23 protein-coding genes and 1 tRNA gene are annotated in these 23073 nt (G+C 72.5%); 11 read left to right on the top strand and 13 right to left on the bottom strand.

The genetic code is table 11. The features are described from left to right. Window positions 1-53: 53 nt before the first annotated feature. Window positions 54-1028, top strand: a complete 975-nt coding sequence (locus ACFVFH_RS08570) for a GlxA family transcriptional regulator (RefSeq protein WP_383765140.1) — start codon at window positions 54-56, stop codon at window positions 1026-1028. A gap of 72 nt (window positions 1029-1100) precedes the next feature. Here ACFVFH_RS08570 and ACFVFH_RS08565 read toward each other — a convergent pair whose 3' ends face one another. The 9 genes from ACFVFH_RS08565 to ACFVFH_RS08525 form a co-directional block, all read right to left on the bottom strand. Continuing rightward, the gene (locus ACFVFH_RS08565; RefSeq protein WP_383765138.1) at window positions 1101-1832 is read right to left on the bottom strand and encodes a D-Ala-D-Ala carboxypeptidase family metallohydrolase; all 732 of its coding nucleotides are present in this window, start codon (window positions 1830-1832) and stop codon (window positions 1101-1103) included. Between the two features lie 175 nt (window positions 1833-2007). Beyond that, entirely contained in the window at window positions 2008-2646 is a 639-nt protein-coding gene (gene def / locus ACFVFH_RS08560; RefSeq protein ID WP_383765136.1) for a peptide deformylase, read from the bottom strand. Between the two features lie 142 nt (window positions 2647-2788). Then, window positions 2789-3781 (bottom strand): tetratricopeptide repeat protein, encoded by a 993-nt coding sequence (locus ACFVFH_RS08555; protein WP_383765134.1) that lies wholly within the window; start codon window positions 3779-3781, stop codon window positions 2789-2791. 91 nt (window positions 3782-3872) lie between these two features. Then, entirely contained in the window at window positions 3873-5138 is a 1266-nt protein-coding gene (locus ACFVFH_RS08550; protein ID WP_383765132.1) for an HD-GYP domain-containing protein, read from the bottom strand. Next, the gene (locus tag ACFVFH_RS08545; protein WP_383765130.1) at window positions 5135-6571 is read right to left on the bottom strand and encodes an HD-GYP domain-containing protein; all 1437 of its coding nucleotides are present in this window, start codon (window positions 6569-6571) and stop codon (window positions 5135-5137) included. Before ACFVFH_RS08545 ends, ACFVFH_RS08550 begins: the two co-directional genes overlap by 4 nt. Window positions 6572-6704: 133 nt before the next feature. Continuing rightward, window positions 6705-7025: a mycothiol system anti-sigma-R factor gene (rsrA, locus tag ACFVFH_RS08540; RefSeq protein WP_093549884.1), complete on the bottom strand. Its 321-nt coding sequence runs from the start codon at window positions 7023-7025 to the stop codon at window positions 6705-6707. Next, window positions 7022-7678, bottom strand: a complete 657-nt coding sequence (locus tag ACFVFH_RS08535; protein ID WP_189273941.1) for a sigma-70 family RNA polymerase sigma factor — start codon at window positions 7676-7678, stop codon at window positions 7022-7024. Before ACFVFH_RS08535 ends, rsrA begins: the two co-directional genes overlap by 4 nt. 356 nt (window positions 7679-8034) lie before the next feature. Beyond that, the gene (locus ACFVFH_RS08530; RefSeq protein WP_383765128.1) at window positions 8035-8730 is read right to left on the bottom strand and encodes an alpha/beta family hydrolase; all 696 of its coding nucleotides are present in this window, start codon (window positions 8728-8730) and stop codon (window positions 8035-8037) included. A gap of 16 nt (window positions 8731-8746) precedes the next feature. Continuing rightward, window positions 8747-9562, bottom strand: coding sequence for an SOS response-associated peptidase (locus tag ACFVFH_RS08525; RefSeq protein WP_383765126.1), 816 nt, complete (start codon window positions 9560-9562; stop codon window positions 8747-8749). A gap of 77 nt (window positions 9563-9639) precedes the next feature. Between ACFVFH_RS08525 and ACFVFH_RS08520 the strand changes: the two genes are divergently transcribed. The 4 genes from ACFVFH_RS08520 (at window position 9640) to ACFVFH_RS08505 (ending at window position 13258) form a co-directional block, all read left to right on the top strand. Beyond that, the gene (locus ACFVFH_RS08520; protein ID WP_383765125.1) at window positions 9640-10353 is read left to right on the top strand and encodes a M50 family metallopeptidase; all 714 of its coding nucleotides are present in this window, start codon (window positions 9640-9642) and stop codon (window positions 10351-10353) included. Between the two features lie 155 nt (window positions 10354-10508). Further along, window positions 10509-11825, top strand: coding sequence for a 3-phosphoshikimate 1-carboxyvinyltransferase (gene aroA, locus ACFVFH_RS08515; protein ID WP_383765123.1), 1317 nt, complete (start codon window positions 10509-10511; stop codon window positions 11823-11825). Between the two features lie 3 nt (window positions 11826-11828). Beyond that, entirely contained in the window at window positions 11829-12845 is a 1017-nt protein-coding gene (gene rsgA, locus ACFVFH_RS08510) for a ribosome small subunit-dependent GTPase A (protein ID WP_383765121.1), read from the top strand. An 89-nt stretch (window positions 12846-12934) separates the two neighbouring features. After that, window positions 12935-13258: a multidrug efflux SMR transporter gene (locus ACFVFH_RS08505; protein WP_266414540.1), complete on the top strand. Its 324-nt coding sequence runs from the start codon at window positions 12935-12937 to the stop codon at window positions 13256-13258. Here ACFVFH_RS08505 and ACFVFH_RS08500 read toward each other — a convergent pair. Then, window positions 13188-13940, bottom strand: a complete 753-nt coding sequence (locus tag ACFVFH_RS08500; protein ID WP_383765119.1) for a TetR/AcrR family transcriptional regulator — start codon at window positions 13938-13940, stop codon at window positions 13188-13190. The genes ACFVFH_RS08505 and ACFVFH_RS08500 overlap by 71 nt on opposite strands. A 122-nt stretch (window positions 13941-14062) precedes the next feature. On the opposite strand from ACFVFH_RS08500, the gene hisN reads away from it, so the two are divergent. Both hisN and ACFVFH_RS08490 read left to right on the top strand, forming a co-directional pair. Next, the gene (hisN, locus tag ACFVFH_RS08495) at window positions 14063-14863 is read left to right on the top strand and encodes a histidinol-phosphatase (protein ID WP_383765117.1); all 801 of its coding nucleotides are present in this window, start codon (window positions 14063-14065) and stop codon (window positions 14861-14863) included. Between the two features lie 174 nt (window positions 14864-15037). Next, a complete protein-coding gene (locus ACFVFH_RS08490) occupies window positions 15038-15442 on the top strand; it encodes a cyclic nucleotide-binding/CBS domain-containing protein (RefSeq protein ID WP_383765116.1) in 405 nt (134 codons plus the stop codon). Window positions 15443-15517: 75 nt separating this feature from the next. Here the strand turns inward: ACFVFH_RS08490 and ACFVFH_RS08485 are convergent, their stop codons facing one another. After that, window positions 15518-16969, bottom strand: a complete 1452-nt coding sequence (locus ACFVFH_RS08485) for a catalase (RefSeq protein WP_383765114.1) — start codon at window positions 16967-16969, stop codon at window positions 15518-15520. Between the two features lie 161 nt (window positions 16970-17130). On the opposite strand from ACFVFH_RS08485, the gene ACFVFH_RS08480 reads away from it, so the two are divergent. The 4 genes from ACFVFH_RS08480 (at window position 17131) to ACFVFH_RS08465 (ending at window position 20605) form a co-directional block, all read left to right on the top strand. Further along, entirely contained in the window at window positions 17131-17550 is a 420-nt protein-coding gene (locus ACFVFH_RS08480; protein ID WP_383765112.1) for a Fur family transcriptional regulator, read from the top strand. A 203-nt stretch (window positions 17551-17753) separates the two neighbouring features. Next, the gene (locus tag ACFVFH_RS08475; protein WP_383765111.1) at window positions 17754-18563 is read left to right on the top strand and encodes an ABC transporter ATP-binding protein; all 810 of its coding nucleotides are present in this window, start codon (window positions 17754-17756) and stop codon (window positions 18561-18563) included. Beyond that, complete coding sequence (locus ACFVFH_RS08470; protein ID WP_383765109.1) at window positions 18560-19429, top strand: ABC transporter permease; 870 nt, start codon at window positions 18560-18562, stop codon at window positions 19427-19429. The genes ACFVFH_RS08475 and ACFVFH_RS08470 overlap by 4 nt, the downstream gene beginning before the upstream one ends. Window positions 19430-19504: 75 nt before the next feature. Then, window positions 19505-20605, top strand: coding sequence for an ABC transporter substrate-binding protein (locus ACFVFH_RS08465; protein ID WP_383765592.1), 1101 nt, complete (start codon window positions 19505-19507; stop codon window positions 20603-20605). An 83-nt stretch (window positions 20606-20688) separates the two neighbouring features. Here the strand turns inward: ACFVFH_RS08465 and ACFVFH_RS08460 are convergent. Beyond that, a tRNA-Met gene (locus ACFVFH_RS08460) sits at window positions 20689-20762 on the bottom strand. Window positions 20763-20855: 93 nt separating this feature from the next. Then, window positions 20856-22976: a tetratricopeptide repeat protein gene (locus tag ACFVFH_RS08455; RefSeq protein ID WP_383765107.1), complete on the bottom strand. Its 2121-nt coding sequence runs from the start codon at window positions 22974-22976 to the stop codon at window positions 20856-20858. Window positions 22977-23073 lie beyond the last annotated feature (97 nt).

Genomic DNA, 23073 nt, shown 5'->3' with positions numbered 1-23073 from the left:
CGCGGCAGTGGCAGGACTGTCATGGACCATCGAATTACTGCCACACTGGCTCCATGCTGAAGAATGTCGCCGCCCTGCTGCTCGACGAGGTCCACCCCTTCGAACTCGGTGTGCTGTGCGAGGTATTCGGGCTCGACCGCAGCGACGAGGGACTCCCGGTCCATGACTTCGCCGTGGTCTCCGCCGAGGGCCCGGTGCTGCGGACCCACGCGGGGTTCACCATCAGCACCCCGCACGGCCTCGACCGCCTGGAGGAGGCCGACCTCATCGCCGTGCCGGCCGGCAGCCACTTCATGGACCGGGAGTACCCCGAGGAGGTGCTCGGCGCCCTGCGCCGGGCGGTGGACCGGGGCGCGCGGGTGCTGAGCGTCTGCTCCGGCGCGTACGTGCTCGGCGCGGCCGGGCTGCTCGACGGGCGCCGCTGCACCACGCACTGGCGCCATGCCGCGGAGCTGGCCCGCCGCTATCCGCGGGCCGTCGTGGAACCCGATGTGCTGTACGTGGACGAGGGCCAGGTCATCACCTCGGCGGGCACGGCCGCCGGGATCGACGCCTGCCTGCACCTGGTCCGGCAGGCGTACGGACCCGACGCCGCCAACGCGATCGCCCGCCGCATGGTGGTGCCGCCGCACCGGGACGGCGGCCAGGCGCAGTACATCGAGCGGCCGCTCCCCCGGACGCCCTGCGACACCGTCGGCGAGACGCTCGTCTGGATGGAGCGCCACCTGGACCGGGAGATGACCGTCGAGCAGCTCGCCGCGCAGGCCCACATGTCGCCGCGCACCTTCGCCCGCCGCTTCCAGCAGGAGACCGGGACCACTCCGTACCGCTGGCTGCTGCGCCAGCGGGTGCTCCTGGCCCAGCATCTGCTGGAGACCTCGGACGACACGGTGGAGACGATCGCCGGGCGCACCGGTTTCGGGACCGCCGCCGCGCTGCGCCACCAGTTCGTCCGCTCCCTGGGCACCACGCCGAACGCGTACCGCCGCACCTTCCGCGGACCGGGCGCGATGGTCGACGTGGCCTGACGGGGCCGCCGGCCGTCCTGTGCGGGAGGCGGGGGCGGGGCCCGCCTGCTCCGGCGGGCCCCGCCTGCCGTGTCAGATGCCGCAGTTGGGGGCGGACCAGAAGTGGCTGGGGCCCTGGTTCACATGGACGTGGTCGTTGTGGTCCGGGTAGCCCGGACCGAGGATGCCGTTGAAGCCGTGGTTGCGGGCCTCCTTGGCCAGGGTGCAGAAGGCGATCCCGCCCAGGTCCGCCGCGTCCCCGTACAGATGGCGGCTGTTCGACGCCCCGCCGACCGCGCTGTTGCAGGACGTGGAGCGGAAGCCGCTGTTGACGGTGATGGGGCGGTCACCGAGCGCGTGGCGCAGCGCCTCCAGCTTCCACATGGTGCTCAGCGCGTTGGCCTTGGCCGTTCCCGCGGCGACGGCCCCGCCGGCCCAGGTGCTGTTGCAGTGGTTGAGCTCGGCATAGGTGAAGTGGGCCGGGGTGCAGTCGTTGTCCTGGAGCGCGTAGATCTTGGCCTGGGTGGCCGGGCCCGCGATGCCGTCGGCGGCGAGGCCGTAGGCGGCCTGGAAGCGCTTGACGGCGGCGGTGGTGGCCGGTCCGTAGGAGCCGTCGACGGCGAGTACGGAGTTGTAGCCGGGGTATCCGGCCACCCGGATCTGGAGCTGGACGACGTCGTTGCCGGTGGCGCCGGGGGACAGCGTGCGGGTCCAGGTGTAGCAGCCGTCGGCCTGTGCGGTGCCGGCGGTCACCATGGCACCACCCAAGGCGAAAGCCATGGTCATGACAAGTCCGAGCAGGAGTCGTGCGGCACGTCTGAGCATATGAGGGCTCCCCGTTGTGACGACAGTGTGGTCAGAGAGCTTGTCGGACGAGTCGACGCGCGTCAACTACGCGGGAGCCGAGGGGAGTTGACGGGATCCCCGGCACAGAAGCCGCCGGGCCCGCCCCTCGCGAGACGGCGAGGGGGCGGGCCCGGCGGTGACGGTCGGGGTGCGCTCAGTCGTTCGGCACGGTCTCGTAGCGCGGGGTGTTCTCCGCCATCTGCCGCAGCGCGTCCTTGCGGTCCCGCTTCGAGAGCCGGTCGATGTACAGATAGCCGTACAGGTGGTCGGTCTCGTGCTGGAGGCAGCGGGCGAAGTAGCCGTCGCCCCGGACCTTGATCGGGTTGCCCAGGGCGTCCTGACCGCGGACCACCGCGTAGTCGGGGCGGGCCAGCGAGGCGTACGCCGTCGGGACGGAGAGGCAGCCCTCGTTGGAGTCGTCCAGGACCCGGTCCTCGGGCGCCAGCTCTTCGAGCACCGGGTTGCAGACGGCGCCCACGTGCCGCACGCCCTCGTCGTCCGGGCAGTCGTAGACGAAGACCTTGAGGTCGACACCGATCTGGTTGGCGGCCAGGCCGACGCCCTCCGCCGTCCGCTGGCTCGCGAACATGTCGTCGATCAGCCGGGCCAGCTCGTCGTCGAACTCGGTGACGTCCTTGCACTCCTTGTGGAGCACCGGGTTGCCCACCACCGTGATCGGACGCGAGGTGCCGCGCTCGCGGTGTGCCGCCTCGCGCGCCTCACAGTCCTCGGTGTCCACGACGAAACCCTCGTCGTCGACGCTGATCTGCTCGTCCGTCTCCTGCTGCGCCATGTCCGCCGTACGCCTTCCTCAAAACCTGAAACCGGGCCTTGTACCCGAAGCCCGGCCCTACCCGAAACCCGGCCGTCCGACTCTTCCACGGCCCGGACATCCGGGCGCCGCGACCGGTGCCCGTACAGCCTACGGGCACCGGTCAGCAGACTTCTTCGAGATCCCGCCACTCGCGGCTGTCCGGGCTGTCCGCCACCCAGCCGTCCAGCAGACCGCGCACCAGTCCGGCCGGGGCCGCTATCCCGCACTCCCGCTCGGGCAGCCACAACTCACCGGCGGTGCGATGGCCCAGCGGGCCCGGATGCCCCGGCTCGCTGTGGTCGTGCGGGTCGAGATGCTCGCCGTCGCCCTCGTCGCTCTCCATCCGGCTCTCCGAGCAGGCCCGGCAGAGCAGCCGCACGGAGGACGACCAGTCCTCGGCGGCGAACCCGGCGTCGGACGCCAGCTGCTCCAGCGCGTCCCGGTCCTCCTCGGTGGCCGCTTCCAGCAGCACCACCCAGGTCGGCACGGGGGACGGCGCCCACAGCTCGATCTCGTCGAAGACGGGGTACGAGGGCCCGGCCGCGGTGACCCGCTCGCCGTGCGGCACCCCGTCGTGCAGGACGACCTCGCCCCAGCGGCGGCCGGACGACGGCAGCGGGATGGAGAGCACCTCCATCCGGGCCGGATCGAGCCTGCGGCCCCAGACCACCTCGGCCTCGCCCTCCGGCGACAGCCGTACCGCGGCGCTGCCCAGCTCCATGCCGACCGGCTCGCTGTTGGCCGCCGAGGTGTGCTGGCCGGCGCCCGGCACCTTCAGGCCGTACGCCTGCCAGGCCCGGCGGGCCAGCGGCCAGTCCTGGAGCGCCGTGGCGGCGATCCCGACGTTCCACCAGTCGGGAGCGCCCGATTCCTTGTCGAGCAGCGCGACGGCCCGCAGGCCGGCGGCTCTCGCCTGTTCCCAGTCATGCCGGAACTTGTGCAGCAGCGCCAGGTTGAACCATGACTCGGAGAGCCAGGGTTCCAGGTCCGCCGCACGTGTCAGCAGTGCGCCCGCGTCCTCGTACCGGCCGTCGCCGATCAGCGTGAACGCGCGGTCGGTGGCCTGCCGCCAAGAGGCGGAAGGCCGATGCCGTACCTTCCCGAAGATCCTCACGATTCCCGCCCGTCCCGACTGGACACCCTCGTTTTCCGCTCTTCTTCGCATCCAACCATGCCGGGCCGGACGCCCGCTCATTACCCATGGGTTACCCGGGCGGGACCGGGGCAGGAGCGCCCCGGGCCAGGACCCTGGCCAGTGATTCCACGACTTCGGGCTGATAGTCGTGGGCGGTCCCGAGCCTGAGTTGTTCCAGTGCGCCCAGCGGCCCGATGAGACTTTCCCCGCAGAGGTCGTCGTATGCGTTGACGACTCTGACGATCCTGGCGGACAACGGCTGCTCGCGGTAGGGGTCTGCCTGCCGTTCCACGACGACGGCGACCTCGGTGTCCACCCCGGTCTGCCGGACCACGGCGCCGCCGAGCAGGGCGATGCGGCGCTGCTCGGCGGCGGGCAGGGTGGCCGTCGCCCCGTCCGGGACCGGGTCGACCAGGGAGAGCTGGCCGATGTCGTGCATCAGCGCGGCGTGCTCCAGCACGGTCAGCCGGTTCCCGGAGAGCCCCAGCTCGCGGCCGACCGCCCGGCAGAGCGCAGCGACCCTGCGGGCATGCCCGTGCGGGGTGTACCCGGCGATCTCGGTGGACCGGGCGAGCGAGGCGATGGTCTGCCGGTAGGTGGTCCGCACCGCGGCGAACCGGCGGAACGAGACCTGGGTCAGCAGCAGCGGTACGCACAGCACCGGCAGCGCCCACAGCCCGGCGACGGCCACCCCGAGGGCCATCACGACCCCGGTCGCACAGACCGCGGACCCGATGCCGAGGAGACCGCGCAGCTCGTCCCTGAGCAGCGGCGGGTAGGGGTGACGGGTGCGCGAGCGCAGCAGCAGGGCCGCGAGCACGGCGTCGCACAGCGCGGTCAGGACGAGGATCAGGAGCAGGAGGAGCACGTAGTACGGGCCCTCGGCCAGCCGGCCACCGGCCCGCCCGCTGTTGTACAGCGGCTGGAAGCAGACGGCGGCGAAGGCGACGGTCAGGACGCGGCGGGCCACCCGGTCGGGGGCGGGCCCGGTGCCGCGCGCCACCTGGGGCACACAGGCGACCAGCTGGGCGGCGACGAGCACGGCGATCACCTGGAGGACGCCGTGCGCCGTCGGCGCCCCGCCGCTGCGGCCGAGCAGGGCGTACGCGAGGGCTCCGGCGGCCCCGAGCGGCGCGGGCTCGCGCTCTCCGGGCAGCGCGCCCCAGCGGGCCAGCTCGCCCACCGTGATCAGCACCCCGAAGGCGAGGGCGTGGCCGGGGTCGTGGACACCGCCCCAGAAGGTGTGGCCCAGCCCGGCGGCGGCGAGCAGCGCGGCGGCGCCCCGGACTGCGAGGACGGCGGGGGGCGGCCGTCTCCCGGCCCCGGTCCGGCTCATCGGCGGCGGTCCGCGGGCGCCTGCGGGCCGGGGGCCGCGCCGGGCCCGGCCGCCGATGCCTGCGGCGGGGGCACGCGGGAGGGCCGGGCGGCCGGCACGGCCTCGTCCCGGGGCGCCGGGGCCCCGGGCCCGTCCGCCGTCCCGGCCGCGGTCACCGCCGACCAGCCGTGCCGGTCGAGGCCGCGTACCAGCGCCCGGACCATCTGCGGGTCGAACTGGGTGCCCGAGCAGCGCTTCAGCTCCTCCAGCGCGGCCGGCACCGGTCGCCCACGCCGGTAGGACCGGGTGGAGGTCATCGCGTCGAAGGCGTCCGCCACCGCGACGACCCGGGCGAACTCCGGGATCTCGCGCCCGCTGAGCCCGTACGGATAGCCGCTGCCGTCGAGCCGTTCGTGGTGGTGCAGGATCGCGTCGCGCGCCTCGCCGAGGAAGCCGATGCCGCGGACGATCTCGTGCCCGTACTCCGGATGCAGCTCGATCACCTGTCGTTCCTCCGGCGTGAGCGGGCCGTCCTTGCGGAGCACCCGGGTGGGGACGCCCAGCTTGCCGACGTCGTGCAGGATGCCGGCGAACCGGACGACCTCCAGACGGTCCTGGTCCATGCCGAGTTCGCGGGCGATGAGGACGGAGGCCCGCCCGACCCGTTCGCTGTGGCCCCGGGTGTAGGTGTCCTTGATGTCGACCGCCTGGACCAGCGCCCGGATGGTGGCGCGGTGGGCGGTGTGCTCGCGATGGTACTGCGCGAAGACCCAGCAGGAGATGTACATCGGCAGCAGCACGATGAGCGCGGACAGCGGTCCGTACGGGCCGCGCCACAGCACCGCCATCATCAGCCCGGCCAGTCCGTGGACCAGGTGCGGCCCCAGCGAGCGGGGCAGCAGCCCGCTCCAGGCCCGTCGCGGGGGGACCCGTTCCGCCACGGCCAGGACGGAGCCGTCCAGCGCGGTCAGGACGAGGCTGAAGGCCAGGGCCCCGGCGCAGGCGGGCAGCAGCGCGTGCGGGAGGTCGGGGAGCCCTCCGGTGCCGGTGCCGCCGAGCGTGGCGGGGCCGCCGAGCAGCGCGTGGACGGACGAGGCCGCCCAGACGGTGACGGCGAGCTGCGCGGCGCGCCAGACGCGGCGCGCGGCGACGGGCGGGCGCTCCACCCGGCCGACGAGCGACCCGGGGACGGCGACCAGGGCGGCCGCGGCGGGCGGCAGCAGGAAGGCCGCGGCGAGCAGCAGCGGGAAGAACGATCCGGCGTGGATCGGCACGGAACTGCCGAAGAACGGGCCGCGCCCGGGGAGTTCACAGGCCAGATAGAGCCCGGTGAGCAGGGCGACGGTGACCCAGGGGGTGCCCGCGCCGGCGCGCAGCGCGGGAAGCGCGCCGCACAGGGCGCCCGCCGCGACCACCGCGATGTACGCGCGCGCCGCCCCGCGTGTGGCTCTCACCCGCTCGGCCCCTCCACCTGGTCAATGGAGGCGCCACGCTAGCGAGTTGTGCGACGGGTGGAGCGTCAATGCTCCCGATTAGCACATTCGGGTGATTCGGTGGCGTCGGCCGGGTCCGGCCCGCCGCCGGCTGTCACTCCTTGGCGGCGGTCGGCTGTTCGCTCTCCGCGGCCGTCAGGTCCTGCTCGGGCACGGCCTGCCCCGAGCGGATCAGATCGATCCGGCCCATCACCTTGGACCGCAGATCACTGGGCACGTCGTCCTGGCCGCAGCAGCGCTTCACCAGCTTCTTGACCGCCTGCTCCAGGCCGTACTTCTCCAGGCACGGGGAGCACTCCTCGAAGTGCACCTCGAACTTGGTGCAGTCGCTGTCGGGCATCTCGTGGTCGAGGAACTCGTAGAGATGATCGAGGACTTCCGAGCAGTCCGTCTCGTGCGGCTCTCCGCAGCTCATGAGCCCGAGCCTTTCCGATCGTCCGACTCTCCGGCACCGGCCGGGACGAGCCCGCGCTCACGGGCGTAGTCCTCCAGCATGCCGCGCAGCTGGCGGCGGCCCCGGTGCAGTCGGGACATCACCGTACCGATGGGAGTCCCCATGATGTCCGCGATCTCCTTGTAGGCAAAGCCCTCGACATCGGCGAGATACACGGCGATGCGGAACTCCTCGGGGATCGCCTGCAGTGCGGACTTCACGTCGGAGTCGGGCAGGTGGTCGAGCGCCTGCGATTCCGCGGAGCGCAGACCGGTCGACATGTGCGACTCGGCGCGCGCGAGCTGCCAGTCCTCGATCTCCTCGGCGGCGCTGCGCTGGGGCTCGCGCTGCTTCTTGCGGTACGAGTTGATGAACGTGTTGGTGAGGATGCGGTACATCCACGCCTTGAGGTTGGTGCCCTCACGGAACTGGTGGAAGGAGCCGTACGCCTTGGCATACGTCTCCTGGACCAGGTCCTCGGCGTCCGCGGGGTTGCGCGTCATGCGCAGCGCGGCCGAGTACATCTGGTCGAGGAAACCGAGCGCGTCCCGCTCGAAACGCGCGTTGCGCTCGGCGGTCGTCTCCTGTGCGCGGCCGTCGTCGGTCCCTGTGTCGGTCCCAGTGACCGGACCCACCTCCTCCAACGCTGTGGCGGATCCGAGACCGGACCCGCTCGAATCGGAGAATAGTCGACCTTGCTTCGTGACGGGCTGTCGTTCCGATCCGCCCAGGGTCCGCTCGGGAGCGGTCGTGCCCGCGTGCAGGACCGTCCACTCCAGGTCAGCGGCGTTCGAGCGGCGCGGGCAGATGGTCGAACCCATGCGACGGACTCCCTCTCCACGTACGACGTTGATGTACCGATGACACCGACAACAGTGGCCCCCCGCACAACATTCCCGGGGCCCGCGTCACACCGTTTCCGGGGTCCACCCCACCCGATTCCCGGGCCGTGCGCCCCGACGACTCCCAAGGACCGCTCCCCGGGTCCGCGTCACCCGAGGGCGGTCAGCCAATCGGTCACAGCGCCGGTCAGGATCCCCATCGCCGCCTCCTCGCCCGGACCGGTCCTCTTCGGTACGGCGAAGCCGTGGTCGCCATAGGGCACTTCGGCGATCCGGTACTCCCCCGGCGGGAACTCGTCGGGCCGCCCGAACGGGTCGCGGCCGCCCTGCACCACGAGCGTGGGCACGCCGGTGCCGAGGAGTTCGTCCGCGCGGGACTTCTCCGGCCGGCCCGGCGGGTGCAGCGGGAAGCTGAGCGCGAGGACCGCGCGGGCGCCGAGCTCCGCGGCCGTCCGGCAGGCCACCCGGGCGCCGGCGCTGCGCCCGCCCGCGACGACGGGCGCCCCGGCGGCGGTGAGCGTGGGCCACAGCCCCCGCCATCCGGCGTCCAGGGTCTTCGGGGCGGGCGCGAGCCGTTTCCCGGCGACCCGCCACGGCTGCTCCACCAGGGCGACGGTCACCCCGTGGGCGGGCAGCGCGGCGGCCAGGGCCTGGAGGTCGCGGGCCTCGATGCCGCCGCCCGCGCCATGGCCGAGGGCCAGCACGGGGCGGGGGGCGGGGGTCTTCGTCGTGCCCGTCGCGGGGAACCAGGTGATCCTGGCCGGTCCGGCGGCGGTGTCGACCGTTTCGGACCGGTGGCCCGGCTCCGCGGTACTCGGGTGTTCGGCGGTGCTCACGTGTCCCATCCTCCCCTCGGGGGGCTCAGAAGAGGGTGCTCTCCTCCGGCGCGGCCAGTTCTTCCAGCAGTTCGGGCCCGTTGTTGCGGACGTTGCTGACGGCCGTGGCCACCGGGTAGGCCCGCATCAGACCGCCCGGGGGCGGTGCGAGCAGGGCCCGCAGCTCCTCGACGTCGGTGTGCGACGGGTCGAGCCAGGCGTCCCAGCGGTCCGGGGTCAGCATCAGCGGCATCCGGGGGTGGATGTCGGCGAGCGAGGCCGGGCCTTCGGCGGGTGCGACGGCGAGCGGGGTGGTCTCCGCCTCGGTCGTGATCACCGAGCAGGTCACCCACCAGGCCATCGGGTGGTCGTCCGGCAGGGTCCGGTCGCGCCAGAACTCGTACAGCCCGGCCATCGCGAAGACCGAGCCGTCGGCGGGCGTGACGAAGTACGGCTGCTTGCGCGGGCGCTTCCGCTTCCCCTGCTCCTCCAGCTGCCGCTCGTCCGCGCCGGTGACCCACTCGTAGTAGCCGTCGGCGGGCAGGATGCAGCGCCGGGAGACGAAGGGGCGGCGGAAGGACGGCTTCTCGTGGACGGTCTCCGCGCGGGCGTTGATCATTCGGGCGGCGCCCTCCGGCGACTTCGCCCAGGAGGGTACGAGCCCCCACTTCAGCGCGCGCATCTGGCGAACCGGACGCTGGTCGTCTGCGTCTTTCACAGGACGTTCCAGTACGGCGTAGACCTCCTTGGTGGGCGCCACGTTCCAATCGGGCGCGAGGGCCTCCGCGGGTTCCCACTTCTCGACCTGGAAGAGTCCGGTCAGGTCCTCGGGCCGCCGACTCGCTGCATACCGTCCGCACATGAGTGCCAGACTGCCACGACCGTCACACCGGCAGGACGGCGATACCGCAAGCCGAACCGCAAGGAGCCGCCCGCACCATGGACAGCACCGATCTGGGCAACCTGTGGGACCGCGTCTTCGGTACCCAGCCGGCCCCCGCGCAGTGGCTCGTGGTGGTGACCGGCACGCTCGCGCTGTTCGCCGTCGTGCCGAACCCGCTCTGGCGGCCGGCCCGCAACGCGATCACCATCGCGCACGAGGGCGGGCACGGGCTGGTCGCGCTGCTCACCGGACGGCAGCTGTCCGGCATCCGGCTGCACTCGGACACCAGCGGCCTGACCGTCAGCCGCGGCAAACCGACCGGCATCGGCATGGTCCTCACCGCGGCCGCCGGCTACACCGCCCCGTCGCTGCTGGGCCTGGGCGGCGCGTGGCTGCTGGTCCAGGGCAGGATCACGCTGCTGCTGTGGGTGGCCACCGCGCTGCTCGCGGTGATGCTGGTGATGATCCGGAATGTGTACGGGGCGCTGGCGGTGATCTTCGCCGGTTCGGCGTTCCTGCTGGTGTCCTGGCTGGCCGCACCGGACTGGCAGTCGCTGTTCGCGTACACCGTGGTGTGGTTCCTGCTCCTCGGCGGCGTGCGCCCGGTCTTCGAGCTCCAGTCCAAGCGGCGGCACGGCGGCGCGCCGGACTCGGACGCGGACCAGCTCTCACGGCTGACGGACGTACCGGCCGCGCTCTGGCTCTTCCTCTTCCACGTGGTGTCGCTCAGCTCGCTGATCGGCGGCGGGCGCTGGCTGCTCGGCCTGTAGATCCGGCGGCGGCACCGGCAGGGGGCTTCCCCCGCTCCGGCGGAGCCGTGCGCCCGGGGCCCGGGGAACGGGGTGAGCGGCGACCGGGCGGCGGGGTGCCCGCCCCGGCCGCGCGACGCCGCGAGGCCCGGTGCCGGACGCTCTAAAGTAGGGCCATGACCGAAAGCTCCGTGCACCCCGCTCTCTGGCCCGCCCCGCATGCGACCGGGGCCGTCGACGCGACGGTCACCGTGCCCGGGTCGAAATCGGTCACCAACCGCGCGCTGGTCCTGGCCTCGCTCGCCGCCGAGCCCGGCTGGCTGCGCCGCCCGCTGCGCTCGCGCGACACCCTGCTGATGGCCGAGGCTCTGCGCTCGATGGGCGTCGGCATCGAGGAGGGCGTGGGCCCGGACGGCTCCGGCGAGGCCTGGCGGGTCATCCCCGCCGGACTGCACGGCCCGACCACGGTCGACGTCGGCAACGCGGGCACGGTCATGCGCTTCCTGCCGCCGGTCGCCGCCCTGGCCGACGGCCCGGTCCGCTTCGACGGCGACCCGCGCGCGTACGAGCGCCCGCTGACCGGTGTCATCGACGCGCTGCGCGTGCTCGGTGCCCGGATCGACGACGAGGGGCGCGGTTCGCTGCCGATGACGGTGCACGGTGGCGGTGCGCTGGACGGCGGCCCGGTCGAGATCGACGCCTCCTCGTCCTCCCAGTTCGTCTCGGCGCTGCTGCTGTCGGCGCCCCGTTTCAACCAGGGGGTGGAGGTCCGCCACACCGGCGCCCGGCTCCCCTCCATGCCGCACATCCGGATGACGGTCGACATGCTGCGGGCGGTCGGCGCGCAGGTCGACGAGCCGGAGACGGGCGGCGAGCCGAACGTCTGGCGGGTCTCGCACTCCGCCCTGCTCGGCCGCGACCTGACCATCGAGCCCGACCTCTCCAACGCCCAGCCCTTCCTCGCGGCCGCCCTGGTCACCGGCGGCCGGGTCACCATCCCCGACTGGCCCGAGCACACCACCCAGCCGGGCGACGCGCTGCGGGAGATCTTCACGGCGATGGGCGGCAGCTGCGAGCTGACCGGGCGCGGCCTCACCTTCACCGGTTCCGGCCGTATCCACGGCATCGACGTCGACCTCGGCGAGGTCGGCGAGCTGACCCCGGGCATCGCGGCGGTCGCGGCCCTGGCCGACTCGCCGTCCACCCTCAGTGGCGTGGCCCATCTGCGGCTGCACGAGACGGACCGGCTCGCCGCGCTCACCAAGGAGATCAACGAGCTGGGCGGCGACGTCACCGAGACCGCCGACGGCCTCCACATCCGGCCCCGGCCGCTGCACGGCGGTACGTTCCACACCTACGACGACCACCGGATGGCGACCGCGGGGTCGATCATCGGCCTGGCCGTCCCCGGAGTGGAGATCGAGAACGTGGCGACCACCGCCAAGACCCTGCCGGACTTCCCGCAGATGTGGACCGGAATGCTCGGGGCCTGAGACATGCGCCGCTACGGCAAGAACCCCGACGAGGACGACATCCGGTTCCGCCCCAACCCGAAGGGCAACCGGCCCCGCACCCACACCCGCCCGAAGCACGAGGACGCCGAGGAGGGCATGGTCCTCACCGTCGACCGGGGCCGCCTCACCTGTCTCGTCGACGGCCGCACGGTCGTGGCGATGAAGGCCCGTGAGCTGGGCCGGAAGGCCGCCGTGGTGGGCGACACCGTCTCCATCGTCGGCGATCTCTCCGGTGACAAGGACACCCTCGCCCGGATCGTCCGCATCGGTGAGCGCCGCTCGGTGCTGCGCCGGACCGCGGACGACGACGACCCGTTCGAGCGGGTGGTCGTCGCCAACGCCGACCAGCTGGCGATCGTCACCGCGCTGGCGGATCCGGAACCCCGCCCCCGGATGATCGACCGCTGTCTGGTCGCCGCGTACGACGGCGGGCTCTCCCCGCTGCTGGTGCTGACCAAGTCCGATCTGGCCTCCCCGGACAAGCTGCTGGAGGCGTACACCCCGCTGGGTGTGCCGTTCATCGTGACCAGCCGCGAGGAACTGGAGAACGGCGACGCGGCCGAGCGGGTCCGCGAGCAGCTGAACGACCGGGTCACCGCCTTCGTCGGGCACTCCGGCGTCGGCAAGACCACGCTGGTCAACGCGCTGGTGCCGAAGGACCGGCGGCGTACCACGGGAGTGGTCAACGCGGTCACCGGCCGCGGCCGGCACACCACCACGTCGGCGCTGGCGCTGCCGCTGCCGGACTACCGCGGCTGGGTGATCGACACCCCCGGGGTGCGCTCCTTCGGGCTGAACCACATCGACCCGTCCCGGGTGATCCACGCGTTCCCGGACCTGGAGCCGGGCACCGAGGGCTGCCCGCGCGGCTGCACCCACGACGGTCATCAACCGGAATGCGCCCTGGACGCCTGGGTGGCGGACGGCCACGCCGATCCGGCCCGGCTGGACTCGCTGCACCGGCTGCTGTCCACCCGGGAGCGACGCGAGGGCGACTGACCGGGCACGTTTGCGCGCTGCCGCCGCAGGTAAATGCATAATCACATTCAGTGTGGCGAGGCGGTCACCGACGTGGGAGGGCACTGACTATGGCGTGGCTGCTGGTCGTGGTCGCAGGACTCTTGGAGACCGGCTTCGCCGTCTGTCTGAAACTCTCGCACGGCTTCACCCGGCTCTGGCCGACCATCGCGTTCTGCGTCTTCGCCCTCGGCAGCTTCGGTCTGCTGACGATGTCGCTGAAGAAGCTCGACGTGGGGCCCGCCTATGCCGTATGGACCGGGATCGGCGCGGCGGGCACCGCGATCTACGGCATGGTCTTCCTGGACGACGTGGTCTCCACCCTCAAGCTGGTCTCCATCTCCCTGGTGATCCTCGGGGTGATCGGGCTCCAGCTCTCGGGCTCGTCCCACTGACCGCGTCCCCCGCCCGCGCCGGTGACCCCGCTCCCGGTCCGCCCGTGTCCTCCGCCCGTGCCGGTGGCCCCGCTCCCGGTCCGCCCGCGTCCCCCGCCCGCGCCACGGCCCGGCGCACCAGCGGCACCGTCCCCTCGTCCTGTGCCGCCGCGGGCACCAGCGCGTAGCTCAGGGCGAGTCGCAGCGCGATCTCGCAGCCGGCGGCCAGTGTCTCCGGATCGCACGGCGGCCGTTCCGTGCCGAGTGCGGCCACCGCGCGCTCACCGGCCCTGCGGAGCAGTTCGGCGGGGGCCGGCGGCCAGGGCTCGGCGCGCCGCGGGCCGTGGACCGGGGCCGCGGTCGGCGCGGGGCGGGGCAGGCGCTCGCTCCAGCACCCGGTGAGCAACGCCCTGACCAGTACGTTCGCCCGCGCGGCGCGAACGGTCCAGGCAGCGGTGGCGGCCAGCCTGTCCTCCGTGTCCCCGGCCGATGCCAGCGCCCGCTCGACTCCGGCGAGATAGCCCTCGACGGCGTCGCGGACCAGGGCACGGGCCAGCCCGTCCTTGCCGCCGAACTCGTTGTGGAGGGTCTGCCGGGAGACGCCCGCGGCGTACGCCACGTCCACCATGCGCACCGAGGTCCAGGGCCGGGTCGCCAGTGCCGAGAGGGCGGCGTCCAGCAGTACGTCTCGCGCCGTGGGCATCGCCGCCTCCCCCCGCCGAGGGTTCCGCGTCCCAGAGTTGACGCGCGCCCCGGGGCTGTCAATGGCCCGCGCGGCCCCGGGGTCCTGTGGCCCCGTACACCCGTGATCGATACTGTGACGGCATGCCCGATTACCACGATGATCTGCGCCTTGCCCATGTACTGGCGGATGCCGCCGACGCGGCGACGATGGACCGGTTCAAGGCTCTCGACCTCAAGGTCGAGACGAAGCCGGACATGACGCCGGTGAGCGAGGCCGACAAGGCCGCCGAGGAGCTGATCCGCGGTCACCTCCATCGGGCCCGCCCGCGCGACGCGATCCTGGGCGAGGAATTCGGGATCGAGGGCACCGGCCCCCGGCGCTGGGTCGTCGACCCGATCGACGGGACCAAGAACTACGTACGCGGCGTGCCGGTCTGGGCGACGCTGATCTCGCTGATGGAGGCCGGTGAGGACGGCTTCCGGCCGGTGGTCGGCGTGGTGTCCGCGCCCGCGCTGAACCGTCGCTGGTGGGCGGCGAAGGGAGCGGGCGCGTTCTCCGGCCGCAGCCTGACCTCGGCGACCCGGCTCCAGGTGTCGAAGGTCGAGCGGATCGCGGACGCCTCGTTCGGGTACGCCTCCCTGAGCGGCTGGGAGGAGCAGGGCCGCCTCGACGGGTTCCTGGATCTGACGAGGGCCTGCTGGCGCACGCGCGGGTACGGGGACTTCTGGCCGTACATGATGGTCGCCGAGGGTTCGGTGGACATCTGCGCGGAGCCGGAGCTCTCGCTCTGGGACATGGCGGCCCCCTCGATCGTCGTCCAGGAGGCGGGCGGAAGCTTCACCAGCCTGGACGGGGTCCCCGGTCCGGGGGGTGGCAACGCCGCGGCCTCGAACGGGCTGCTCCACCACGAGCTGCTCGGCTATCTGAACCAGCGCTACTGAACCGGCCCGCCCGGCAGCGGTACGTCACCGAAGGGCGTCGCGCCCCGGCGCACGCCTTTTGGGCGATTCACCCCTCTTGTTCCATCCGCGCATCGGTGCAACTCTGAGAGTCCCCCCGCTTGTGAACTTGTGAATCGGCGCACGCGCCGTTTCACCAAGGAGGTGGCTCCCTTCATGCTCGTCCGAGACGCCATGAGCACACTGGTCCTCACCATCGGCCCCGCCCATACGCTCCGCCAGGCAGCCCGGCTGATGTCGGCCCGCCGCATCGGGGCGGCGGTGGTCCTGGACAACGACAACAGCGGGCTCGGCATCCTCACCGAACGCGACATCCTCAACGCGGTCGGCTCCGGCCAGGATCCGGATGTCGAGACCGCCGCCACCCACACCACCACCGACGTGGTCTTCGCCGCGCCCACCTGGACCCTGGCCGAGGCCGCGGAGGCCATGACGCACGGCGGCTTCCGTCATCTGGTCGTGCTGGACGACCACGGGCCCGTGGGCATCGTCTCCGTCCGCGACATCCTGCGCTGCTGGATCCCCGCGAGGCGCCGCCATCACGCGGAACTCCTCGGCTGAACCCCCGGCGGACGACCGGTGGGCCGGCCACCCCCGCAGGGGAGACCGGCCCACCGCCGACGACAGTCGTCCGGGTCAGCCGCGAAGGGCCTGGACCGCGGCCTCCAGACGCTTGCCGAAGTCGCCGTCCGCCTGGCGGAAGTTGTTGATCGCACGCTCGGCGATGTCGTCGCGCGACACCTTGGCGATGAACCCGGCGAGGTTGTCGATCAGCCGGGCCTTCTCGTCCTCGGAGTAGAGCCGGTAGAGGTTCCCGGCCTGCACGAAGTCGTTGTCCTCGGCGTGGCTCGGGGCCGCGTGCGTGGCGACCTCGCCGGTGACGACGGTGGGCTCCCAGAGCGGGCGGTCGGTCTGGACCGGACCGCCGAAGCTGTTGGGCTCGTAGTTCTTCGCGCCCTTGTGGCGGCCGTCGTACAGATAGCCGTCACGGCTGTTGGTACGCGCCTCGGTGGCGTGCGGACGGTTCACCGGCAGGTGGTCGGCGTTGATGCCGACGCGGTAGCGGTGGGCGTCGCCGTACGCGAAGAGACGGCCCTGGAGCATCTTGTCGGGCGAGGGGCCGATGCCCGGCACGAAGTGCGCGGGGCTGAAGATCGACTGCTCGGTCTCCGCGAAGATGTTCTCCGGGTTCCGGTTGAGCTCCAGCTTCCCGATCTCGATCGGCGGGTAGTCCGCGTGCGGCCACACCTTGGTGAGGTCGAACGGGTTGAAGCGGTATGTGGCCGCCTCGGCCGCCGGCATGATCTGGACCTGCACCGTCCAGGACGGGAAGTCGCCGCGCTCGATCGCCTCGCGCAGATCGCGCTGGTGGCTGTCCGGGTCCTCACCGGCGAGCTTGTTGGCCTCGGCCTGGGTGAGGTTCTTGATGCCCTGGTCGGTCTTGAAGTGGTACTTGACCCAGAAGACCTCGCCCGCCTCGTTGTTCCACTGGTACGTGTGCGAGCCGTAGCCGTTCATGTGGCGCAGCGTGGCGGGGATGCCCCGGTCGCCGAAGAGCCAGGTCACCTGGTGGGTGGACTCGGGCGACAGACCCCAGAAGTCCCAGACGTTGTCCGCCTCCTGCGAGCCGGTGTACGGGTCGCGCTTCTGGGTGTGGATGAAGTCCGGGAACTTGATGGCGTCCTTGATGAAGAACACCGGGGTGTTGTTGCCGACGAGGTCGTAGTTGCCCTCTTCGGTGTAGAACTTCAGCGCGAAACCGCGCGGGTCGCGCACCGCGTCGGCCGAGCCGAGGTTCCCCGCGACGGTCGAGAAGCGGAGGAAGGTCTCGGTCTGCTTGCCGACCTCGGAGAGGAACTTCGCCCGCGTCCACTGCGAGACGTCGCGGGTCAGCGTGAACGTGCCGTACGCGCCGGCGCCGCGGGCGTGGACGATGCGCTCCGGGATGCGCTCACGGTTGAAGTGGGCGAGCTTCTCCAGCAGCGACTGGTCCTGCACCAGGACGGGACCGCCGACGCCCGCGGTCTGGCTGTTCTGGTTGTCGGCGACCGGCGCGCCGGCCTCCGTGGTGAGCGGTCCCTGCGTCACGTGCGCCTCCTGCGTCGTTCCTGCACATTCGTCATGTCCTGCACAGCCTGTCCCTTGGCGTATGCCGGTCTCGATCCTACAATGGACTAAGTCCAAGTCAAGTGAGCATCCAAAGTCACACCCGTTCGGGACCTGGTCCCTTCACTGTTAGGCTTGTTTCTATGAGTGACCTGTTGGAACGACTTCGCGGACGCGGCTGGCGCATGACTGCGCAGCGGCGCGTCGTGGCCGAGGTCCTCGACGGGGACCATGTGCACCTGACGGCCGACGAGGTCCATGCGCGGGCCGTGGCCAAGCTGCCCGAGATCTCCCGCGCCACCGTCTACAACACGCTGGGCGAGATGGTGACGCTCGGCGAGGTCATCGAGGTCTCCACCGACCGCCGCGCCAAGCGCTACGACCCGAACGCGCACCGGCCCCACCACCACCTGGTCTGCGCCAACTGCGGCACGATCCGCGACGTGCACCCGGCCGGTGACCCGATGGCCGACCTGCCGAGCGACGAGCGCTTCGGCTTCACGGTCTCCGGCGTCGAGGTGACCTACCGCGGCCTCTGCCCCACCTGCGCGGCGACGGGCTGAGCGGTACGCCGAACGACGAAGGCCCCGGTGCGAGCATCACCCGCACCGGGGCCTTTCGCACGGAATCCCCCGGCGGACACCCCCTCCCCCCGCCACCGGCACACGCGCACCCTCTTCCCCAATCTGACGGGTAGTCATATCGTCTGCGGCGATCGCCTCCGCCCCGCGGCGGAACCGCACCTCGATACGCGCGAGGAGAGACCGTGGGAGATCCGCACCCGACCCCACCGACCACCGCAGCCACCCGCCCCAAACTCCGCGCCGACGCCCTCACCCGCTCGTTCGGGCGGGGCACCAAGGCCCTGTCCGCCCTCGGCCCGCTCGATCTCTCCGTCGCGCCGGGCGAATTCACCTGCGTCGTCGGCCCGTCCGGCTGCGGCAAGTCCACGCTGCTCAGGATCGCCGCCGGACTCCTCAGGCCCAGCTCGGGCGAGCTGTCCATCCGTACGGCCTCGCCCCGGCCGGCGGCGATGATCTTCCAGGACTACGGCATCTACGACTGGAAGACCGTGCTCGCCAACGTCCGGTTCGGCCTCGACATCCAGCGCGTGCCGCGCAAGGAGGCCGACGCCAGGGCGCGCGACTGGCTGGCCCGCACGGGGCTCTCCGACTTCGCGGGGGCGTATCCGGCCGCCCTCTCCGGCGGAATGCGGCAACGGGTCGCGATCGCCCGCGCCCTCGCCGTCGAACCCGAGGTACTGCTGATGGACGAGCCGTTCGCGGCGCTCGACGCCCAACTGCGCACCATCCTCCAGGACGAGCTGCTCGATCTCACCCAGACCACCCGCACCACCACCCTCTTCATCACCCACAGCCTCGAAGAGGCGATCGTGCTCGGGGACAGGGTGCTGGTGATGTCCGCCAGGCCGGGGCGGTTCATCGCCGAGCGCCGCCCGCCGTTCGGCCGGCCACGCACCGGCACCGTACGGTCGGCACCCGAATTCACCGAGCTGAAGAGCGAGCTGTGGGAGCTGCTGCGCGGCGAGGTGCGCGGGGAGGCGGTCCTGGCATGACCGTCACCGTGAAGGCCACCGGGTCCGACGAGGGCCTCCTGGTCCGCAGACCGGGCCCGCGGGAGCTGCGTCCGGTGCGCACCCACCGCAGGCGCCGCGCGCTGGAGACCGCCCTCGCCGTCGCCGTACCGCTGCTCCTCGTGCTGCTCTGGCAACTGGCCGCCGCACGGTCCTGGATCGATGCCCGGGTCTACCCCGCCCCCTCCACCATCCTGGCGGACGGCTGGGACCGGGCGGGCGCCGGTGAGCTGTGGCCGGACGTGTGGGCCACGCTCAAGCGGGTCCTCGGCGGCTATGCGATCGGCACCGTCGCGGGGTACGCGCTCGGCCTGCTGATGGGCTCGCTCTCCCTCGTACGGGCGGCGCTGGAGCCGTTGCTCGACGCCCTGTACGTCGTGCCGAAGCTGGCGCTGCTGCCGGTCTTCCTCAACATGTTCGGCCTCGGGGAAGGACCGCAGATCGCCCTGGTCGCCGCGACCGTCTTCTTCTTCGTCTGGATCTCCACCATGGCGGCCGTGCTCGCCGTCCCGGCCGGCCACCGTGATGCCGGTCAGGTCTTCGGCGCCTCGCCCTGGCAGATGTTCCGCCATGTGCTGCTGCCCGCCTCACTGCCCGCGGTCCTGGTCGGGGCGCGGATCGCGGCGGGGGTGGCCGTGCTCGTCATCGTCGCCTCCGAGCAGATCGCCGCGGCCGACGGTCTCGGCCATCTGATCTTCGACTCCCGGGCGCTGTTCCAGAACGACGTGATGTTCGTCGGCATCGTCTGTGTGGCGGTCCTCGGTGTCCTCTTCTCCGAAGCGGTACGGACCGTCGGGCGGCTGCTCACCCCCTGGGCCCCGCGCGACCGCGGCCGCGGCCGGTCCTGAACGGCTTCCCCACACCCCTCGTACGGAGGCACTGTGCGCACACCGAACCCCTTCATCCGCACCCTCGCGCTCGCCATGGTGTCCCTGCTCGGCGCGGCGGGCTGCGCCGGGCACGACTCCGGCGGCGACGGCCGGGCCGCCGCGCCACGCACCATCAGGCCCGTCGCGGGCTGCGGCACCGGCAGCTGGACCGACCCGGCCGACCTCGCCCCCGACCGGAAGGCGGCCCGCTGCGACCGGGGCGCCCCGGCCCCCCGGCCCCTGGCCAAGAAGCGGAGCATCACCGTCGCCACCGGCACCCTGAGCGCGGAGTACGTCGCTCCGCTCCAGATCGCGGTGGCGAAGGGCGAGTTCGCCAAGGAGGGGCTGGACGTCGAACTGAAGGTGCTGCCCACCCCGGACGCCCTGCCCCTGCTCGCCAAGGGCGATGTGGACGCCCAGTGGGCGGCCCCTGAGGCGGCCGTGATGAACGGCATCGACGGCGGCTTCGACATCAAGTGGGTCGCGGGGAACTTCTCCCCCGACCCCGCGTCCAGGAGCGGCCTGTGGGTGCGTCTCAAGGACGGCGAGAGCGCCGGGCACGTCGAGATGGCGGGCCGGAAGCTCGGCACCATGATCGGCAAGGGGTCGGTCATCGCGTACCCGATGGACACCTCCCTCAAGAAGCATGGCGGCGGCCTCGACCGGATCAGCTTCCAGCAGCTCGGTTCCGCCGATGTGCTGACCGCGCTCCAGAACGGCGGCGTGGACTCCGCCTGGCTGCTCGACCCCATCTGGCGCAAGGTGGACGGCGACCCGAAGTACGCGTTCCTGGGAGGCCAGCCCGTCGGCGAACCGCTCGGCGGCCTGCTCTTCGGCCCGACGCTGCTCAACGAGGCCCCGGACGCGGGGGTCGCCTTTCTCCGCGCCTACATCCGGACGGTGAACACCTACTTCGCCGGTGACTACAAGGCCGATCCCCGCTTCGTCACCGAGCTGGCGAAGCTGCTGAAGACCGACGAGGCCACGCTCCGCTCGACCCCGTCGATGCGGATGGACTGGGAGATACGCAAGGGCACGACGGACCGGGTGCAGCAGGCGTACGCCGATTCGGGCGTCTCGAAGGGCGCCCCGGTGCCGGAGGCGAAGGCCGTCGACCGGGCGATGTACTCGGAGGCGGTGGGTCACACGCCCTGAACCGCAGGGCATACGCACAGAGACCCCGGCCCGTCACACACAGAAGGCCGGATCCCCTCAAGGATCCGGCCTTCTGTCTTCAGTAGCGGGGACAGGATTTGAACCTGCGACCTCTGGGTTATGAGCCCAGCGAGCTACCGAGCTGCTCCACCCCGCGTCGTTGTGTTTAGAACTCTACGTCACCGCTCCGGACCAGCGCAAATCAGTTCCCCCGGGCAGCCCGGCGGGGCCGCGCGCGGCCCCGCCGAAGCTATGCGGTCAGCTCCTGGAGCAGCGCCTCGCGCAGCCGGGCGGCCCGCTCGGCGACCTCCGCCGGACCCAGCTGGACCGCCCGCGCACACCAGCGCTGCCCCTCGGTCAGCTCGCCCCGGCGGGCCGCCAGCAGGGCGAGGCGCAGGGCGGCCCGTCCGTGCCCGTCGTTCGCGGCCCGGCTCCACCACAGCGCGGCCTCGCGCTCGCTGCCCTCGCGGGCCAGCAGCAGCCCGAGGTTGAAGGCGCCGTTGCGGCTGCCCGACTCGGCCGCCTCGCGGTACCAGCGGGCGGCGCTGTCCACGTCGCCACGGGCCGCCGCGAGCATCCCGACCCGCACCTGGGCGCGGCGGTGCCCCTGCTCGGCGGCCCGCTCGTACCACTCCTCGCACTCGGTCTTCTCCGGCATCGGCTCGCCGAGCGCGGGAGGGCCGGGCGGCGGCTGCCGGGAGTCCAGCACCCCGGCCAGCCGGAAGGCGGCCTCCGCGCTGCCGCCGCCCGCGGCGCAGCGCAGATGCCGTTCCGCCTCCTGCTCCTCGCCGTGGTGCAGCAGTGCCATGCCGACCTGGAGGGCCGCCTCGGTGTGACCGGCCGCCGCCGCCCGCTCGTACCAGACCAGCGCCATGCGGTCCTCGTCGCGCCCGGCGTACAGGATGCCGAGGTTGAACGCCGCGTCGACGCTGCCCGCCTCGGCCGCCTTGGAGAACCAGGGCTCGGCGCCGGTCGCGTCGCCCGCCTGGAGCAGGAGCACGGCCAGCGCGTTGGCGGCCTCGCGGTGGCCCGCGTAGGCGGCGCGGCGGTACCACTGCTCGGCCTGCGGCGTACGGTCCTGGGCCGCGCAGAGCAGGCCCAGGTTGTAGGCGCCGTTGACATCGCCCGCGTCCATGGCGGCGCGGTACCAGCGCTCGGCGGTCTGCTGCTCGCCCCGGGCCGCGTGCAGGGCGCCGAGGGCGTTGGCGGCGTTGCCGTCGCCGTCCTGGGCGGCGCGCAGCCACCACACGGCGGCGCTCTCCTCGTCGCCCGCGTCGCGCAGCAGGAAGCCGAGCGCGCAGGCGGCGCGGGCCTCGCCCGCCTTCGCGGAGACGAGGTACCACCGGCCGGCCTCCTTGGGCTCGCCGCGCTGTTCGAGGATGGCGCCGAGGTGCAGGGCGGCGCGCCGGTGACCACGGGCGGCGGCCTGGCGGTACCACTGCTCGGCCTCGCCCACCCGCCCGGCCGCCGGGCCCGCCACCGGGCCGTCGTCCTTGCGTCGCGCGGAACGGTCGGCCGTGCCGGGCCGGTCGCCCGCGCCGGGGCCCAGCCCGGGACGACCGAAGGCGTCGTGCGGGTCGTCGGCCGCATTGCGGTCCAGCATGCGCGCGAGGCGGTACGCGGCCTCCCGGTGCCCCTGCTCGGCGGCGGCCCGGAGCCAGCGCTCGGCGCCGACGTCGCTGCGGTGTTCCAGCAGCTCGGCCAGGGCGTACGCGCCGAGCGCGTGGCCCTGCTCGGCGGACTGGCGCAGCCAGTACTCGGCGCCGGGCTCGTCGCCGCGCTCGCGGTAGTGACGGCCCAGCGCGTGCGCCGCGGCGGCGGACCCCGCGACGGCGGCGATGCGCCACCAGCCGGCCGCGTCGTCGACGTATCCGCGCTGGTGGAGGAGGACGCCCAGGTTGTTCGCCGCGGCCCGGTCCCCGTCCGCGGTGGCCCCGCGCAGATAGGGTTCGGCGCCGTCCAGATCACCGCGGCGCAGCAGAAGGGCGCCGAGGACGCTCATCGAAGCGGTGTCCCCGGCGTCGGCGGCACGGCGGTGACGCGCCTCGCTCTCGGCGCTCTCCGGGCTCTCGGCGGCGCCGGGAGTCTCCGGGGTGCGGCCGGTCCCGGCGCTTTTTCCGGTCCTCGCGCTTCCCGTGGTCTCTGTGAACTCCGTGCTCTCGGCGGTCGCGGCACACCCCGCAGTCTCGGCAGTCTCGGTCGCCTCGATGATCTCAGGCGTCTCGGGTGTCTCGGGTGTGTCAGTGGTCTCGTTGTTCCCCCCGGCGGTACCACCGAATGCCGCATTCATCGCGCTACCCGGTCGATCAACGCGATGCCGCACAAACCGCCCTGTCTCCAACAGAGTTGCCCTGTCCCCCATAAATACCATCGTCGCACCACCTGTAACCCGCGTACACCTCGTATATCGCGGCCAGTGAGGTCACTTCAGCGTTTTGTCGACATGCCCACAGAGAGATAAGTCAAAC

Origin of the sequence: Streptomyces sp. NPDC057697 (assembly GCF_042799335.1) — a bacterium.
In the GTDB taxonomy this organism is placed as follows: domain Bacteria; phylum Actinomycetota; class Actinomycetes; order Streptomycetales; family Streptomycetaceae; genus Streptomyces.
Note: the sequence above shows the minus strand (reverse complement) of the source record. Positions and strands in the feature narration are given on the sequence as shown.